Below are 16501 nucleotides of genomic sequence, written 5' to 3' on the forward strand. Positions count from 1 at the left end.
GTGGTTCCTGTCTGTTCAGACGGCGGCGGCAGTGCCGCCGCGGGGGTTCGCGGCCGTGCCCGTGACGGCGGTGAGGCCCGCGGTCAGGGCGTCGACGAGATGGTCGACCTGGGAGTCGAGCAGTCCGGGGTGGCAGGGCAGGTTCATGTGCTGCTCGAACCAGAGCCGTTCGGCGACGGGGCACTCGCCGGGGCCGTGCCCGCGGAACCGCCATTCCGGCGTCAGATGCAGCGGGAAGTAGCGCAACTGGGCCTCCACGCCCCGCGCGTCGAGGTCGCGCAGCAGGGCGTCGCGCATCTCCCGGTCGTGTACGAGGAAGGTGTAGAGGTGGTACGCGTGGCCGACGCCCTCCGGCGCGGAGACCGGCCGGGCGGCGCCGGGGAAGGCCGCGACGACCTCGTCGAGCCTGCGGGCGATCTGCCGGCGGCGGGCCACCAGCTCGTCCAGCCGGTCCAGTTGGGCCAGGCCCACCGCGGCCGACGCCTCGGACATCGTGGCGTTCGTGCCGGCGTTGCGGATGCCGGTGCAGGCGCGGTCGTAGATCTCTTCGGCGAACATCATCCAGGGCAGCGCGGCGGGCGCCTCCGCCGCGTCCGCACCGGGCGGGACGTAGACGCCGTCCACCGTGTTGTCACGGTGCCGGCGCACCCGCTCCGCCCAGTCGTCGCGGTGCAGGGTGATCATGCCGCCCTCGCCGAGACTGGTGATGTTCTTGGTGGAGTGGAAGCTGAAGGCCGCGATGTCGGCCAGCGAACCGGGCCGGCGGCCGTGGTAGGTGGCGCCGAGCGCGTGGGCGCTGTCCTCGATCACCGTGATGCCGCGAGGCCGGGTGAGTCCCATGATGGCGTCCATGTCCGCCGGGCAGCCGCCGTAGTGGACGAGGATCACGGCCCGGGTCCGGTCGGTGATCAGCGGCTCGAGCGCGGCCGGGTCCATGTTCAGGGTGAGCGGGTCGATGTCGCAGAACCGGACGGTGACGTCCAGGTCGAGCAGCGGCTGGATGCTGGCCTGGAAGGTCTGCGGCGTCACCACGACCTCGTCGCCCGGGGCCAGGTCGAGCAGCCGGATGGCGATCTCCAGGGCCACCGTCCCGCTGGTCACCGACAGGGCGTGCCGGGCGCCGACGTGGCGGGCGAAGGCCTGCTCGAAGGCCTCCCGCCACCCCCCGGCGGAGAGCGGGGCGTCGGAGGAGACGAGCCGCCCCAGGACGTCCAGTTCGCGATCGCCGATGACGCTGCCTCGGCGGCCGCCCGGCACGACGTAGCGTTGCTGCATACGGAGGTACCCCCATGACGGAAAGGCGTCCCGCGCCGTGCGGGACGTGGGCTGATGGGTGCCCGCGTGACCGGGCCGGCGGAGCGGGGCACGCGGGCGCGCCCCGGCCGGCGGGTCCGCCGGGGCGGCGGTTCCTGCCGGCCGGGACGGACGCGGTCAGTCGGCTGCGGCCATGCGCTGCGCGAGTTCCGCGGTGAGGGCCTTCTTGTCGACCTTGCCGAGCCCGGTCAGCGGGAAGGCGTCGATCAGTTCGAGGCGGTCCGGAAGCTTGTACTCCGCGAGGCCGCGGGCGCGCAGCAGGCGCTTCAGCTCGGGGAGACGCGGCGGTTCGCCGGCCGGCACGACGAAGGCGCAGACCCGTTCGCCCATGACCTCGTCGGGCATCGCGACCACGGCGGCCTGCTGGATCCCGTCGTGCGCGGCGGTGACGTGCCGCTCCACCTCGGTGGCCGAGACCTTGTCGCCGCCGCGGATGACGACGTCCTTGACCCGGCCCTGGACGACCATGTCCCCGTCCTCGGTGAAGCGCACCAGGTCGCCGCTGCGGTAGAAGCCGTCCTCGGTGAACGCGCCGGCGTTGTGCTCCTCGGCGCGGTAGTAGCCGCGCAGGGTGTACGGGCCGCGGGTCAGCAGCTCACCGGTCTCGCCCGGGGCCACGGGCCGGTCCTCCAGGTCCACCACCCGGATCTCGTCGGCGGGGGAGATGGGCCGGCCCTGGGTGGTGAGCACCCGGTCGAGCGGGTCGTCGTAGCGGGTGAAGGTGAGGAGGCCCTCGGCCATGCCGAACACCTGCTGGAGCCGGCAGCCCAGGGCCGGGGTGACCCGGGCGGCCACCTCGGGATGGAGCTTGGCGCTGCCGATCTGCAGCACCGACAGGCTGCTCAGATCCCGCTCGGTCCACTCGGCGGCGTCCAGCCACATGTGGGCGATGGTCGGCACGCAGGAGGTCATGGTGACCCGCTCCCGCTCGATGAGCGCGAAGCACTCGTCCGGGTTCGGCGTCCTCGCGAGCACGACCGTGCCGCCCTTGCTCAGGGTGCCGAGCACGCCCGGGCAGCCCCAGGTGAAGTTGAACTCGACGGGCAGGACGGCCAGGTAGACCGTGTCGCCGTCGAGTTCGCAGATCTCCGAGGCGGCCCGGATCTGGTAGGCGTAGTCCTCGTGGGTCCGCGGGATGAGCTTGGGCAGCGCGGTCGTGCCGCCGGACAGCAGGAAGAACGCGGCGTCCGCCGGGTCCGCGCCGGCCGGCTCGTCCTGGGCCGGGACCGGGGCGGCGGTCGCCGAGAGCTCGTCGAGGGAGCTGTGCGGGCCGGGGTCGCCGAGGACGAAGACCTCGCGCAGGGACGGGACCGAGGCGCGCACCTCCGAGGCCAGTTCGCGGTGGTCGAAGCCCTGATGGACGTCCGGCACCACATAGGCGACGGCACCGGAGTGCGCGCACAGGTGGCTGATCTCGTGGCGCCGGTGCGCCGGCAGCGCGAAGACGGGCAGCGCGCCGAGCCGGAAGAGACCGAAGCAGACGGCGACGAACTCCGGGGTGTTGGGGAGCTGGACCACGACCCGGTCGCCCGCCCGGACGCCGCGCGCGGCGAAGCCGGCCGCCAGCCGGTCCGCCCAGGCGTCGAGTTCGGTGTACGTCACGCGCCGGTCACCGCCGACGAGGGCGGTCCGGTCGCCGTACGTCGCCGCCCAGCCGCGCAGCAGCCGCCCCAGCGTCTCCCCCCGCCAGTATCCGGCCTCCCGGTATGCCGCCGCGGTGGCCTCCGGCCAGGGAACGCATCCGTCCTGCATTTTCAGTCCTTTCTCCTGTCAACACAATCCATGGTTTCCGGGCTGATATTTTGGTGATGCTAACCGAGCCGTCAGAGTTTGGGCACCGTCAATGCCCGACGCTTTAGGGCCCGGCACAACGCGTCAATAGCCCCTTTTAAGAGGCCTTTTAGGGGTGGCGGCTAGGGTTGATTCCCGATTGAGCCGTCAGACGGATCCGAATGGTGCGGTGTGGAAATTGAGTAACCAAGGTGTCATTCCGGGGGACAAGGCGGAGCTGCAGCGGGTGCTCGCCGACCGGCTCGGTGTCAGCACCTCCGAGGTGACGGACGACGTGAATCTCCAGGACCTCGGACTCGACTCGATCGGTGTCATGGGCATCGTGTCGGGCTGGCAGCGAGGCGGCCTCCAGGGCGAGATCGCCGAATTCGCCGCGATGCCCACCCTCAAGGCCTGGTGGGAACTCATCTCCCGGTAGTGCCCGGGGCGGCCCGCCCGGCGGCGCCTGTCATTCCCTCAGCAAGCCATTGGAGTCACGATGCAATTCGGCGTGAATTTCTTTCCCGTTGTCGACCCGGCGAAGAAGAGCGCGAGCGACTACTTCGACGAGGCCCTTCGCCTGGTGAGCCTGGCCGAGGAGCTCGGCTTTGAGCACGCCCAGTGCGTGGAGCACTACTTCTCCCCGTACGGCGGCTACATGCCCGACCCGGTCACCTTCCTCACCGCGGCCGCCGCGCGCACCAGCCGGATCCGCATCGGCACCGGAGCGGTCATTCCCGCCTTCACCCACCCGCTGAAGCTCGCCGGCAAGCTCGCGATGCTGGACAACCTCTCCCACGGGCGGCTCGACGTCGGCTTCGGCCGCGCCTTCCTGCCGCAGGAGTTCGAGGCCTTCGGCATCGACATCGACGAGAGCCGGGCGCGCTTCGCCGAGGGCGTCGAGGTCTGCCGTCGCCTCTGGTCCGAGCAGGACGTGGTCTGGGAGGGCTCCTTCCAGCGGTTCGGCCCCGTCACGATGCTCCCGGAGCCCGTCCAGAAGCCGCACCCGCCCATCTTCATCGCCTCCGCGATGAGCCCGGACTCGTGCGCCGCCGCCGGACGCGCCGGACACCACCTCCAGGTGGTGCCGTCGGTGACCTCCCGCGAGCAGCTCCAGGCGATGCTGGCGGGCTACCGCGAGGCCTGGCGCGAGGCCGGCCACCCGGGCAGCCCGCGCATCCAGATCAAGTACACGTGCTACGTGGCCGAGGACCGCGCGAAGGCGCTCGACCTCGCCGAGACCTTCGAGGTCAACTACGTCGAGCACATGGCCGAGGCGGTGGCGAGCTGGGGCCGGACGCGCAGCGACGCGTACCGCGGCTACGAGCAGTTCGTCGAGAAGGTCAGGAAGTACGACTTCCGGCAGTCGCACGCCGACAACAAGGTCCTGGCCGGCACCCCGGACGAGGTGCGCGAGCAGATCGCCGTGCTCGTCGACTGGTTCGGCGCGGACCCCACGCTCAGCCTCCAGTTCAACCCCGGTCACATGCCCTACGAGGACGCCGAGCGCGCCATGACGCTCTTCGCCGAGCACGTGATGCCCGCCTTCACCCGCCCGGAGCAGCCGGCATGACCCGCACGCCCGACGCGGACGTCGCGGTGGTGGGGCTCGGCGCCTGGGGGGCCTCGGCCCTGTGGCAGCTGGCCTCGCGCGGCGTGCGCGTGCTCGGATTCGAGCGGTACGGGCTCGGCCACCCCTTCGGCGCGTCGCACGGCGGCACCCGGATGTTCCGCGTCACCTGCCTCGAACACCCCGGCCTCGTACCGCTGGCCAAGCGCTCCCGGCAGCTGTGGCAGCAGCTGGAGACCCTCGCCGGCCACGCCCTCTTCGACCAGGTGGGCGCGGTCCTGATGGGCCCCGCGGACGGACACATCGCGGGCGGTTCGCTGCGTGCCGCCCGGGAGCACGACCTTCCCGTGGAGACCCTGACCTCCGGCGAACTGAGCCGGTGGCTGCCGCAGCACGCGGCGTTCCAGGACGGCGACATCGGCGTCCGCGAGCCGGAGGCCGGACTGATCCGGCCGGAGGCGGCGGTCCGCGCCGCCGTCGGCGCGGCGGCCGCGGCCGGCGCCCGGGTCCTCACCGACACCCGGGTCACCGCGATCGAACCGGCCGCGGACGGCGTCGTCGTCCGCACCCCCGCCCGTGACTTCCGGGTCGGACAGGTCGTGGTGACCGCGGGCCCCTGGCTCGACACACTGGTTCCCGGACTGCCCCTGGAGACCGTACGGGTCCCCCAGACCTGGTTCCGGCCGGCCGGCGACCCCGCGCCGTTCACCCTCGACCGGCTGCCGCCCTTCATGCGGGAGCTCGGCGGCCGCGGCACCATCTGGGGCCACGGCTCCCACGGCGGCCCGGACGTCAAGCTCGGCCTGGAGGACGGCGGAAGCGCCTTCCGGGTCACCCCCGCCGACGACTGTGACCGCGGCGTCACCCCGGAGGACTGGACCGCGGTCTCCGGCCTGCTGGCCGAGGCGGTGCCCGGCATGGTGGCCGTGCCGTCGCGGACGGAGGTCGGCATGTTCAGCCGCACCCCCGACAAGCAGTTCCTCATCGGCCGCCCGCACGGCCACCCGCGACTGGTCGTCGCCGGCGGCTGCAACTTCCACGGCTTCAAGCACTCCACCGGCATCGGGGAGGCGCTGGCCGACATCGTCCTCGGCCGGCAGACCAGCTGTCCGCTGGACTTCACCGATCCCAACCGATTCCTGTAAGACCTCGCCGGGAGAAAGTCTCAAGCATGCGCGATCGGGAAGAGGCACGTCGGCCGCTCACCGGAGCCCAGCTCGGTGTGTGGTTCGCCCAGCAGGTCGACCCTGCCAACGCGGCCTACAACACCGCCCAGTACGTCGAGGTCTCCGCACCCGCCGACGCGTCCCGCCTGGAGCGGGCGCTGCGGCGCGCGGTGGCCGAGACCGACGCCCTCACCGTGCGGTTCACCGTGCACGACGGGCAGCCCCGGCAGACTCCGGCACCGCTCGCCGGGCCACTCCTCGACGTCGTGGACCTGAGCGCCGGGCCGGACCCGGCGGCCGCGGCCGACCGGTGGATGCGCGAGGACACCGCCACGCCCGTCGACCTGCTGCGCGGGCCCCTCTTCCGCAACGCCCTGCTCGTGCTCGGACCGGACCGGTTCCGCTGGTACCTGCGCTGCCACCACACCCTCCTGGACGGGTACGGCTTCCAGCTGCTCGCCGCGCGCACCGCCGAGATCTACACCGCCGAGGCGGCCGGCACGGAGCCCCGCCCGCGCTGGTTCGGCACCCTCGACGACCTGGCCGGGGCCGAGGCCGCCTACCGGTCCTCCGAGCGCTTCGAGGCCGACCGCGCCTACTGGGCCGAGCGGATGGCCGGAGCCTCGGACGCCGTCACCCTCGCCCGCCGGCCCTTCGACGGCCCCGCCGTCGACCCCCTCACGGTCGGCCCCGCCCGGGTCCTCGACGCACGGCAGACCGACCGGGCCGAGCTCGTGGTCGCCGCGCTCGCCGGTTATCTGCACCGCATGACGCAGGCCGAGGACATCACGCTCGGCGTCCCGGTGGCCGGCCGCTGGGGCGCCGCCGCCACGACCCCCGGCGTCGTCGTCAACGTGCTGCCCCTGCGCCTCTCGGTGCCACGCGGCACCACCGTCGCCGCTCTCCTCGACCAGGCCGGCGAACGGCTGCGCGAGCTCCGCGGCCACCAGCGCTACCGCAGCGAGGACGTCCTGCGCGACCTCAGCATGGTCGGACGGCAGCTCACCGGCCCGCTGGTCAACATCAGGTACTACGACCGGGAACTGGACTTCGCCGGCAGCCGGGCGACCGTCGCCACCGTCGCGCCCGGGCCCATCGACGACCTGTCCGTCGTCGTCGGCGACGACCCCGCGACCGGCGGCCTCACCGTCGCCATCGAGGCCAACCCCCGCCGCTACGGCGAGTCCGAACTGGCCGCCCACCACCGGCGGTTCACCGGCTTCCTCACCGCCCTGGCCGAAGCGGACCCCGGCACCCCGCTCGCCCGGATACCGGTGCCCGCCACGGCCGTCCGCCGGTCCGCCCGCCCGGCCCGGGCCGCCGCGCCGCGCGGCGCCACCCTGCACGAGGCGTTCGAGGCCCAGGCGGCCCGCACGCCCGACCGCACCGCGGTGACCAGCGGCGAGACGCGCCTCACCTACCGGGAGCTCAACGCCCGCGCCAACCGCCTCGCGCGCCTGCTGCTCCGCCGGGGCCTGGGTCCCGGCCGGCTGGCCGCCCTGGCCCTGCCGCGCGGCGCGGACCTGGTGACCGCGCTGGTCGCCGTACTCAAGACGGGCGCCGGCTATCTGCCGCTCGACCCGCAGTACCCCGCGGACCGCCTGCGGTTCACGCTGGAGGACGCCGCCCCGGCCCTGGTGCTCTGCGACACCGGCGGCGCCGACCGGGTGCGGGGCGTGGTGGACCCGCTGCTCCTGGACGACCCCGCGGTCGCCGCCGAGCTGGACGGACTTCCCGGGACCGACCTGACCGCCGTCGAGCGCGCGGCCGCAGCCGGTCCGGCGAGCCCGGCGAGCCCGGCCTACGTCATCTACACCTCCGGCTCGACCGGCCGGCCCAAGGGCGTGGCGGTCACCCACCACAACGTCCTGCGCCTCTTCCAGCAGACCGACCACTGGTTCGGCTTCGGCGCCGACGACGTGTGGACGCTCTTCCACTCGTACGCGTTCGACTTCTCCGTCTGGGAGATCTGGGGACCGCTGCTGCACGGCGGCCGGCTCGTCGTGGTGCCCTTCGACACCAGCCGCTCCCCGGCCGACTTCCTGCGCCTGCTCGTCCGGGAACGGGTGACCGTCCTCAACCAGACCCCGTCGGCCTTCTACCAGCTCGTCGCGGCCGAGCGGGAACATCCGGACCTGTCCGGGCGACTGGCGCTGCGCCACGTCGTCTTCGGCGGCGAGGCCCTGGAGACCCACCGGCTGGAGGACTGGTACACGCGCCACGGCGACGACGCGCCGCGCCTGGTCAACATGTACGGCATCACCGAGACCACCGTGCACGTCAGCTACGCCGCACTCGACCGCGAGACGGTGCGCGCCGCCCGGGGCAGCGTGATCGGCGAGCCGATCCCCGACCTCGACGTGTACGTTCTCGACGGCGAGCTGCGGCCGGTGCCGGAAGGCGCCACCGGCGAGATGTACGTGGCCGGCCCCGGCCTGGCCCTGGGCTATCTGGGGCGGCCCGGCCTGACCGCCGAACGCTTCGTGGCCGACCCCTTCGGCGCCCCGGGCAGCCGTATGTACCGCACCGGCGACCTGGCGTGCGTACTCGACGACGGGAGCCTGTGCTACCTCGGCCGCGCGGACAGCCAGGTGAAGATCCGCGGCTTCCGCATCGAACTCGGCGAGATCGAGGCAGCGTTCGAACGCCACTCCGACATCGACCGGGCCGCGGTGGTCGTCCGCGAGGACCGGCCCGGCGACAAGCGTCTGGTGGCGTACGCCGTGCCGGCCGCCGACACGCGGCCGGACCCCGCCCGGCTGCGCCGGCACGCCGCGGAGCTGCTGCCCGCCCACATGGTCCCGTCCGCCGTCGAGCTGCTCGACGCGCTGCCGCTGACCGCGAACGGCAAGCTCGACCAGCGGGCGCTGCCCGCGCCCGCGGCCCCCGCACCGGCCGCCACCCCGGCGGCGGCCCAGGACGGATCGCGGGAGGCGTCCGTCGGCGCGCTGTTCGCCGAGATCCTCGGCCTGCCCGCGGTCGGCGCCGACGACAACTTCTTCGACCTGGGCGGCCATTCGCTGCTCGCCGCCAGACTGATCAGCCGCATCCGGACCGAGCTGGGCGTCGAACTCGCCATCGGCGCGCTGTTCGAGAACCCGACGGTCACGGGCATCGCCGGCCTCCTCGGCGACGCGGAATCGGCCGTGCCCGCCCTGCGTCCTGAGCCCCGCCCGGAGACGGTGCCGCTGTCCTTCGCCCAGAGCCGGCTGTGGTTCCTCAACCAGGTCGAGGGCCTGTCCGCCACCTACAACGTGCCCATCGCGATCCGGCTGTCCGGAACCCTCGACCGGGAAGCGCTCGACAGCGCGCTGGGCGACGTGCTCGCCCGGCACGAGAGCCTGCGCACGCTCTTCCCGCAGACCGCGGGCGTCCCGCACCAGCTCGTCCGGCCCGCCGGGGACTGCCGCGTCGAGGCGACCCTCGTCGCCTGCCGGCCCGGGGAACTGCCGGAGCGGATCCGCGCCGCCCTGGCCCGCGGCTTCGCGCTGGAGACCGAACTCCCGCTGCGCGCCGTCCTGTTCCGCACCGCACCCGCCGAGCACACCCTCCTGATGGTGCTGCACCACATCGTCGCGGACGGCTGGTCCGTCACGCCGTTCACCGAGGACCTGGCCACCGCCTACGCGGCCCGCCGCCACGGCCGCGCGCCCGCCTGGCGGGCCCCGCTGCCCGTGCAGTACGCCGACTACAGCCTCTGGCAGCGCCGGGTCCTCGGCGACGAGCGGGCCCCCGGCAGCCGGACGGCCCGGCAGCTCGCCCACTGGACCTCCCACCTCGCCGGCCTGCCCGAGGAACTCGCACTGCCCGTCGACCGGCCCCGCCCGCACACCGCCGGCTACACGGGCGGCACCGTGCACGGCCGGGTGGACGCCGCACTTCACACCCGGCTGCTCCGCCTGGGCCGGGACCGCGGCTGCACCCTCTTCATGGTGCTCCAGGCCGGTCTCGCCGCCCTCCTCACCCGCCTGGGCGCGGGGGAGGACATCCCCCTCGGCACCCCCGTCGCGGGCCGCGGCGACGTGGCGCTCGACGACCTCGTCGGCTGCTTCGTCAACACCCTCGTGCTGCGCACCGACACCTCGGGATCCCCGACCTTCCACGAGCTGCTCGACCGGGTCCGCACCACCGACCTGGCCGCCTACGAGCACCAGGACCTGCCCTTCGACCGGCTGGTGGAGGTCCTCAACCCGCCCCGGTCACTGGCCCGGCACCCGCTCTTCCAGGTGATGTTGGCGCTGCGCGAACCGGCCCGGGACGTCCCCGGCATGCCCGGCCTCACCGCCCGCGTGGAGCCCTGCGACACCGACAGCTCGCGGTTCGACCTGTCCTTCGTGTTCGGCGAGTCGACCGGGCCGGACCGGGCGCCCGGCGGCGTCGACTGCTCGCTCACGTACAGCGGTGACCTCTTCGAACGGGAGACGGCCGAGCGGCTCCTCGCCCGCCTCGTGCTCCTCCTCGAAGCCGCGGCCGACACCCCGGACCTCCCCATCGGCCTCCTGGAGATCCTCACCCCTCGGGAGCGCGAGGACCTGCTCGACGGCTGGCAGGGGCCGCGGCGCGAGCTCCCCGACGCGACCGCCTCCCAGCTCTTCGAGGCCCAGGCCGCGCTGGTCCCGGAGAAGACCGCCGCCGTCTTCGAGGGCGCCCGGCTGACCTACGCCGAGCTCAACGCCCGGGCCAACCGGCTGGCCCGCCACCTCGTCACCCAGGGCGTGGGCCCGGAGCAGGTCGTCGCCCTCGCGGTGCCGCGCTCCCTGGAGATGGTGATCGCCATGCTCGCCGTCTTCAAGGCGGGCGCGGCCTACCTCCCGGTGGACCCCGACTACCCCGCAGACCGCATCCGCCACATGCTGGAGGACGCCCGGCCGGCCCAGGTGCTGACCACCGCCGAGGCCGCCCACACCCTCCCCGGCTCGGTCACCCCCCTCCTCCTCGACGACCCGGGGACCGCGGCCCGCGTCGCGGACCTGCCCGCCACCGACCTGACGGACGGCGAGCGCCTCGCCCCGCTGCTTCCCGCGCACCCCGCGTACGTCATCTACACCTCGGGGTCCACCGGACGCCCCAAGGGCGTGGTGGTCTGCCACACCGGCATCCCCAGCCTGCTCGCGAACCAGATCGAGCGGTGCGCCGTCGGACCGGACAACAGGGTCCTGCAGTTCGCCACCGCGAGCTTCGACGCGGCCTTCTGGGACGTCGCCATGGCGCTGTTCACCGGCGGCACCCTGATCCTGGCCCCCGCCTGGCGCCTGCTGCCCGGGCCCGAGCTCTCCGAGCTCGCCGACGCCCACGACATCACCCATGTGACGCTTCCGCCGTCGGTGCTCGCGATGCTGCCCGTGGCGGGCGGCCTGCCGGCGGCCACCACGATCGTCGTGGCCGGCGAGGCCACCCCGGCCGACCTGGTCGCCCGGTGGTCGCGCGGCCGGCGGATGGTCAACTCCTACGGCCCCACGGAGATCACGGTCTCCTGTGCGATCAGCCCCCCGCTGGACGCCACCGGCGCACTGCCGATCAGCCCGCCCTCGGTGAACACCCGCCTCTACGTCCTGGACCGCCGGCTGCGGCTCGTCCCGCCGGGCGTGCCGGGCGAGCTGTACGTGGCGGGCCCCGGCACCGCCCGCGGCTACCTGGGCCGGCCCGACCTCACGGCGGCCCGCTTCGTGGCCGACCCGTTCGGGCCCCCCGGCACCCGTATGTACCGCACCGGCGACCTCGCCCGCCGGCGCCCCGACGGCCACCTCGAGTTCCTCGGCCGGGCCGACGACCAGGTCAAGATCCGCGGCTTCCGGGTGGAACTCGGCGAGATCGAGGAGGCGCTGAGCGCCCGCGAGGACATCGCCCAGGCGGCGGTCGTGGTCCGCACGGAACAGCCCGGCGACCAGCGGCTCGTGGCCTACGTGACGGTGCCGCCCGGCGCTGCCGAACCGCGGGACCTGCGGACCTGGCTGGCCTCCTCGCTGCCGGACTACATGGTCCCGTCCGCCGTCGTCACGCTGGACGCGCTGCCGCTCACCCAGTCCGGGAAGATCGACCGGATCGCCCTTGCCGCCCGCCCGGTGTCCTGGACGACGACGGGCACCGCGTACGTCGCCCCCGGCGAAGGCCTCGAGCGCCGCATCGCCGCGGCCTGGTGCGCGGTCCTCGGCCTGGAACAGGTGGGCGCCCAGGACAACTTCTTCGACGTCGGCGGCCACTCGCTGACCCTGATCGCCCTGCAGAAGCGGCTCGTCGACGAGCTCGGACGGCCGGTCCCGGTCGTCGACCTGTTCGCCCACCCCACCGTGGCCGCGCTCGCCGCGCACCTCGGCGCCGCGGAGGAGCACGGCGAACCGGCGGTCCGGCGCGGCAGCGCCGACCGCGCCCGGCAGCGCGCCGGACTCCAGCACAAGGCCATGGCCCGCCGGGCCGCCGACAGGAAGGGAACGCAGCGCAATGGCTGACGACTCGCAGACGGTGCGGGACCTGGACATCGCCATCGTCGCCATGGAGGGCCGCTTTCCGGGGGCCCGCGACGTGGCGGAGTTCTGGGCCGACCTGGTGGCCGGTGCGGAGTCCGTCCGGCCGGTCGACGACGCGGAGTTCCTCGCCGCCGGCGGCGACCCGGCCGCCCTCGGCGACCCGTACCTCGTCAGGGCGGCCGCGGCGATGGACGACGCCGACCTCTTCGACGCGGACTTCTTCGGCCTGCGGGCCGAGGACGCCGAACTGATGGACCCGCAGCAGCGCGTCTTCCTGGAGGTCTGCCACCACGCCCTCGAACAGTCGGGCCACGACCCCGAGCGCTTCGACGGGGTGATCGGCGTCTACGGCGGGGCCAGCCAGAGCCGGTACTACCTGAACCATGTGCGCCCCCGCATGGACGAGACGGCCGAGCCGCTGCGGGCCTGGTCGGCGTCCATGGGCAACGACCCCGGCGTCTTCGCCACCCGCGTCGCCTACGCGCTCAACCTGACCGGGCCCGCGCTGACCGTCCAGACGGCCTGTTCCACCTCGTTGGCCGCGATCCACGTCGCCTGCCAGGACCTGCTGTCCTACCGCTGCGACGTGGCGCTCGCCGGCGGCTCGTCGATCAACCCGGCCGCCCGGCGGGGCTACCGCTACACGCCCGACGGCCCGTTCTCGCCCGACGGCCACGTCCGGGCCTTCGACGCGCGGGCCGAGGGCATGGTGCCCGGCGACGCCACGGCGGTGGTCGTCCTCAAGCGGCTGACCGACGCGGTGGCCGAAGGCGACCGCATCCGGGCCGTCATCAAGGGCACCGCGCTCAACAACGACGGCAGCCGCAAGGTCGGATTCACCGCGCCCAGTCCGCTGGGCCAGGCCGAGGTGATCCTCGCCGCCCACGCGGCCGCCGAGGTCGACGCCGACACCATCGGCTACGTGGAGGCCCACGGCACGGGCACCCCGGTCGGCGACCCGATCGAAGTCACCGCGCTCACCGAGGCGTTCGCGGAGACCACCACGCGCACCGGTTTCTGCGCCCTCGGATCGGTCAAGAGCAACATCGGGCACACCGACGCCGCGGCCGGCGTGGTGGGCCTGATCAAGGCGGCCCTGGTGGTGGAGCACGGCACGATCCCGCCCACGCTCCACTACACCGCCCCCAACCCGCTCATCGATCTCGCCTCCTCGCCCTTCCACGTCACCGACCGGCTCACCGAGTGGCCGGCCGGCCCGACGCCGCGCCGGGCCGGCGTGAGCTCCTTCGGCATCGGCGGGACGAACGTCCACGCCGTCCTCGAAGAGCCCCCCGCGGCCCCGGCGACGCGCGGGACCGACGAGGGCTGGGTCCTGCTGCCCTGGTCGGCCAGGTCCGCCGAGGCCGCCGACCGCCTCGGCGCCCGGCTCGGCGACCACCTCGCCCGCACCCCCGGCCTCGGCCTCGGCGACGTGGCGCACACCCTGAGCCAGGGCCGCCGGACCTTCCCGCACCGCCGCTTCGCCGTCTGCCGCGACCGGGACGAGGCGGTCGCGCTGCTCGGCGCCCCCGGGCACGCCGTACCGCCCGCCGACGGCCCCGCCGAGCGGCCCGTCGCCTTCCTGTTCCCGGGCGGCGGCGCGCAGTACGAGGGCATGGGACGCGGCCTGTACGAGACCGAGCCGGTCTTCCGCGAGGCGCTGGACCGCTGCGCCGCCATCCTGGAGCCCGTCCTGGGCTTCGACGTACGAGCCGTCCTGCACCGAGGGGAGGAGGGCGCCCGGTCGAGCCTGCTGCCCGGCCTCGTCGCGACCGAGTACGCCCTCGCCACCCTGCTGATGTCCCGGGGCGTCAGGCCGCAGTCGCTCATCGGGCACTCGGCCGGCGAGTACACCGCCGCCTGCCTGGCCGGGGTGATGTCCCTGGAGGACATGCTGCCCCTGGTCGCCAAGCGGCAGTGGCTCCTGGAGCGGGCCGGCGGGGTCGCGGTGAGCGTTCAGCTGGGCGAGCGCGAGCTGGACGCGTACCTCACCGACCGCCTCTCCCTGGCCACCGTCAACGCGCCCGCCCTGTGCACCGTGTCGGGGCCGGAGGAGGACATCCGGGAGGTCGAGGCACGCTGGGACGCCGACGGCGTCGAGTACCAGCGGGTCCGCTTCCCCAGCGCCGTGCACTCCTGGCTCCTCGACTCCGTCCTGGACGACTTCGCGGCCGAGCTCGCCCAGATCACCCTGCGCCCGCCGGCCATCCCGTTCGTCTCCAACGTCACCGGCACCTGGATCACCGACGCGGAGGCCACGAGCCCCGACTACTGGCTGCGGCACACCCGCCGGACCGTGCGCTTCGCCGACGGCCTCGCGGCGCTGCGCGCGGGCACGGAGCCGGTGCTCGTGGAGGTCGGACCGGGCAGGATCCTCACCCGGTGCGCCCAGCTGCAGTTCGGCGACGCCGTGCCCGCCGTGGAGACCATGCGCCACCCGCGCGCCGACCAGCACGACCAGCAGGTGCTGCTCACCGCGCTCGGCCGGATCTGGCAGCTCGGCGCCCGGCTCGCACCGGACGAGAAGGACCCGGCGACCGGGGAGGACGAGCGGGGCGGCCGCCGCGTTCCGCTGCCCGGCTACCCCTTCGAGCGCAAGCGGTACTGGCTGGACGAGGTCCGCCCCGCCGCCTCCGCCACCGGGGCGCCTGTCGGCCGCGCCGCCGTACGCGACCTCGCCGAAGCCGAACGGGAGCTGTGGCGGAGCACCGAGGTGACCACGGTGCCGGCCCGGCTGCGCGAGGACTTCGACCGGCTCGCCGGTCTGCGGGCCGCCGCCTTCCTGCGTTCGGCGGGCGTGGACACCACGGCCGGCCGTACGTACGCCCCGGAGGACCTCGTCCGCCGCCTCCGGCCGGCCGGGCCGTACCGCAAGCTGGCGGAGGCCCTGCTGCAGCTGCTGAAGGAGTCGGGGGTGCTGGCCCGCGAGGGCGACCTGCTGCGGTTCACCGGCGACGGCGCTGCGGAGGAGGAGCGGCTCACCAGGTCCGTCACCGCGGCGCACCCGTCGCTCGCGAAGGACCTGGAGCTGCTCGACACCTGCCTGGCCCGCTGCGCGGACGTGGTGCGCGGCGACACGGACGGCACCGCGGTGCTGCTTCCCGACGGACACACGGACCTCACCGCCTCCGTGCTCGAACCGCACATGGACGAGGGCGACTTCGCCCTGTACCGCACGCTGCTGACCGAGCACGTCGTCGAGCTGGCCCGGGCGGCCGGCGGCCGCCCCTTCCGGATCCTGGAGACGGGCGCCGGGCGGGGCCGGCTGACCTGGACCGTGGCCGAGGCCCTGCGGGGCATTCCCGGAGTGCGGTACCACGTCACCGACCTGGGCCGGTCCTTCGTCCTGGAGGCCGAGCGCGAGGCCGCGCGACGGGGCATCGACTTCATGTCGTTCGGCGTCCTGGACATCGGCCGGGCCGTGGCGCCCGAGGAGCTCGGCGGCGCCTTCGACGTGGTGCTCGCCTTCAACGTGCTGCACATCCCCGCCGACCTGCGGGAGACCACCCGCCACGTCCGGCGGCTGCTGGCCCCCGGCGGCCGGCTGTGCGCCCTCGAGACCGTACGGATGCCCTGGGCGTCCCAGCTGGCCGTGGGGCTGCTCCCGCAGTGGTGGGCGTTCGAGGACGACCTGCGCCGGCACACGCCGATCCTGCCGGCCGGCCGGTGGCGCGAGCTGCTGGTCTCGGAGGCCTTCGACGACGTGCGGGTGCTCAGCGACGAGCGGGCGGACCGGTCCCTGATCCCGCACGCCGTCATCGTCGGCCGCCGCCCCGCCGACGGCGGCGGCGAGACCACCGCCTCCCGGCCGGCCGCCGGGGCCGCGCCGGCGCCGGAGGAGACCGGCCCGGCACGGCTGCCCCGGCCCGCCCTCGGCGTCGCCCACCGCGCCCCGTCGACCGACACCGAACGCGTCGTCGCCCGTCACTGGGAGGAGCTGCTGCGCGTCGACGGCATCGGGGCCGACGACAACTTCTTCGACCTCGGCGGCGAGTCCCTGCTCGCGCTGCGCCTCGTCAAGCGGCTGAGTGACGAACTGGGCGTCGAACTACGGGTGAAGAAGCTCATGGAGCGGCTCACCGTCGCGACGATGGCCGCCGAGGCCGACGCCCTGCGCGGCGCCGCCGACGCCGCCCCCGCCCCCCGGATCGCCCCCAGCGCGCGCCGCGGCCGGCGCACGGGCTGACCGCCCGCCCACCCCCACCGCTCACATCCCC

7 protein-coding genes are annotated in these 16501 nt (G+C 74.3%); 5 read left to right on the forward strand and 2 right to left on the reverse strand.

Features of this window, described 5'->3' with window-relative positions:
* Positions 1 to 15: 15 nt before the first annotated feature.
* Both ACWGN5_RS23315 and ACWGN5_RS23320 read right to left on the reverse strand, forming a co-directional pair.
* A complete protein-coding gene (locus ACWGN5_RS23315) occupies positions 16 to 1275 on the reverse strand; it encodes a DegT/DnrJ/EryC1/StrS family aminotransferase (protein ID WP_453518276.1) in 1260 nt (419 codons plus the stop codon).
* Between the two features lie 156 nt (positions 1276 to 1431).
* Complete coding sequence (locus ACWGN5_RS23320; RefSeq protein WP_453518279.1) at positions 1432 to 3066, reverse strand: (2,3-dihydroxybenzoyl)adenylate synthase; 1635 nt, start codon at positions 3064 to 3066, stop codon at positions 1432 to 1434.
* A 217-nt stretch (positions 3067 to 3283) separates the two neighbouring features.
* Between ACWGN5_RS23320 and ACWGN5_RS23325 the strand changes: the two genes are divergently transcribed.
* From ACWGN5_RS23325 to ACWGN5_RS23345, 5 genes are all read left to right on the forward strand, one after another.
* The gene (locus tag ACWGN5_RS23325) at positions 3284 to 3523 is read left to right on the forward strand and encodes a phosphopantetheine-binding protein (protein ID WP_453518282.1); all 240 of its coding nucleotides are present in this window, start codon (positions 3284 to 3286) and stop codon (positions 3521 to 3523) included.
* Between the two features lie 72 nt (positions 3524 to 3595).
* Positions 3596 to 4657 carry an LLM class flavin-dependent oxidoreductase gene (locus ACWGN5_RS23330; RefSeq protein ID WP_453518284.1) on the forward strand — a complete coding sequence of 354 codons (1062 nt, stop codon included), beginning with the start codon at positions 3596 to 3598 and terminating at the stop codon, positions 4655 to 4657.
* On the forward strand, positions 4654 to 5799 hold the full coding sequence (solA, locus tag ACWGN5_RS23335) for an N-methyl-L-tryptophan oxidase (protein WP_453518287.1): 1146 nt from the start codon (positions 4654 to 4656) through the stop codon (positions 5797 to 5799). The genes ACWGN5_RS23330 and solA overlap by 4 nt, the downstream gene beginning before the upstream one ends.
* A gap of 26 nt (positions 5800 to 5825) precedes the next feature.
* Positions 5826 to 12266, forward strand: a complete 6441-nt coding sequence (locus ACWGN5_RS23340) for an amino acid adenylation domain-containing protein (protein WP_453518290.1) — start codon at positions 5826 to 5828, stop codon at positions 12264 to 12266.
* Entirely contained in the window at positions 12259 to 16470 is a 4212-nt protein-coding gene (locus tag ACWGN5_RS23345) for a type I polyketide synthase (protein WP_453518293.1), read from the forward strand. Before ACWGN5_RS23340 ends, ACWGN5_RS23345 begins: the two co-directional genes overlap by 8 nt.
* Positions 16471 to 16501: the final 31 nt, after the last annotated feature.

It is taken from the genome of Streptomyces sp. NPDC055815 (genome assembly GCF_053616475.1).

Coding starts and splice junctions, on each gene's coding strand:
- ACWGN5_RS23345 (WP_453518293.1), top strand. CDS start 12,259: ATGGCTGACGACTCGCAGACGGTGCGGGACCTGGACATCGCCATCGTC.
- ACWGN5_RS23315 (WP_453518276.1), bottom strand. CDS start 1,275: ATGCAGCAACGCTACGTCGTGCCGGGCGGCCGCCGAGGCAGCGTCATC.
- solA (WP_453518287.1), top strand. CDS start 4,654: ATGACCCGCACGCCCGACGCGGACGTCGCGGTGGTGGGGCTCGGCGCC.
- ACWGN5_RS23320 (WP_453518279.1), bottom strand. CDS start 3,066: ATGCAGGACGGATGCGTTCCCTGGCCGGAGGCCACCGCGGCGGCATAC.
- ACWGN5_RS23340 (WP_453518290.1), top strand. CDS start 5,826: ATGCGCGATCGGGAAGAGGCACGTCGGCCGCTCACCGGAGCCCAGCTC.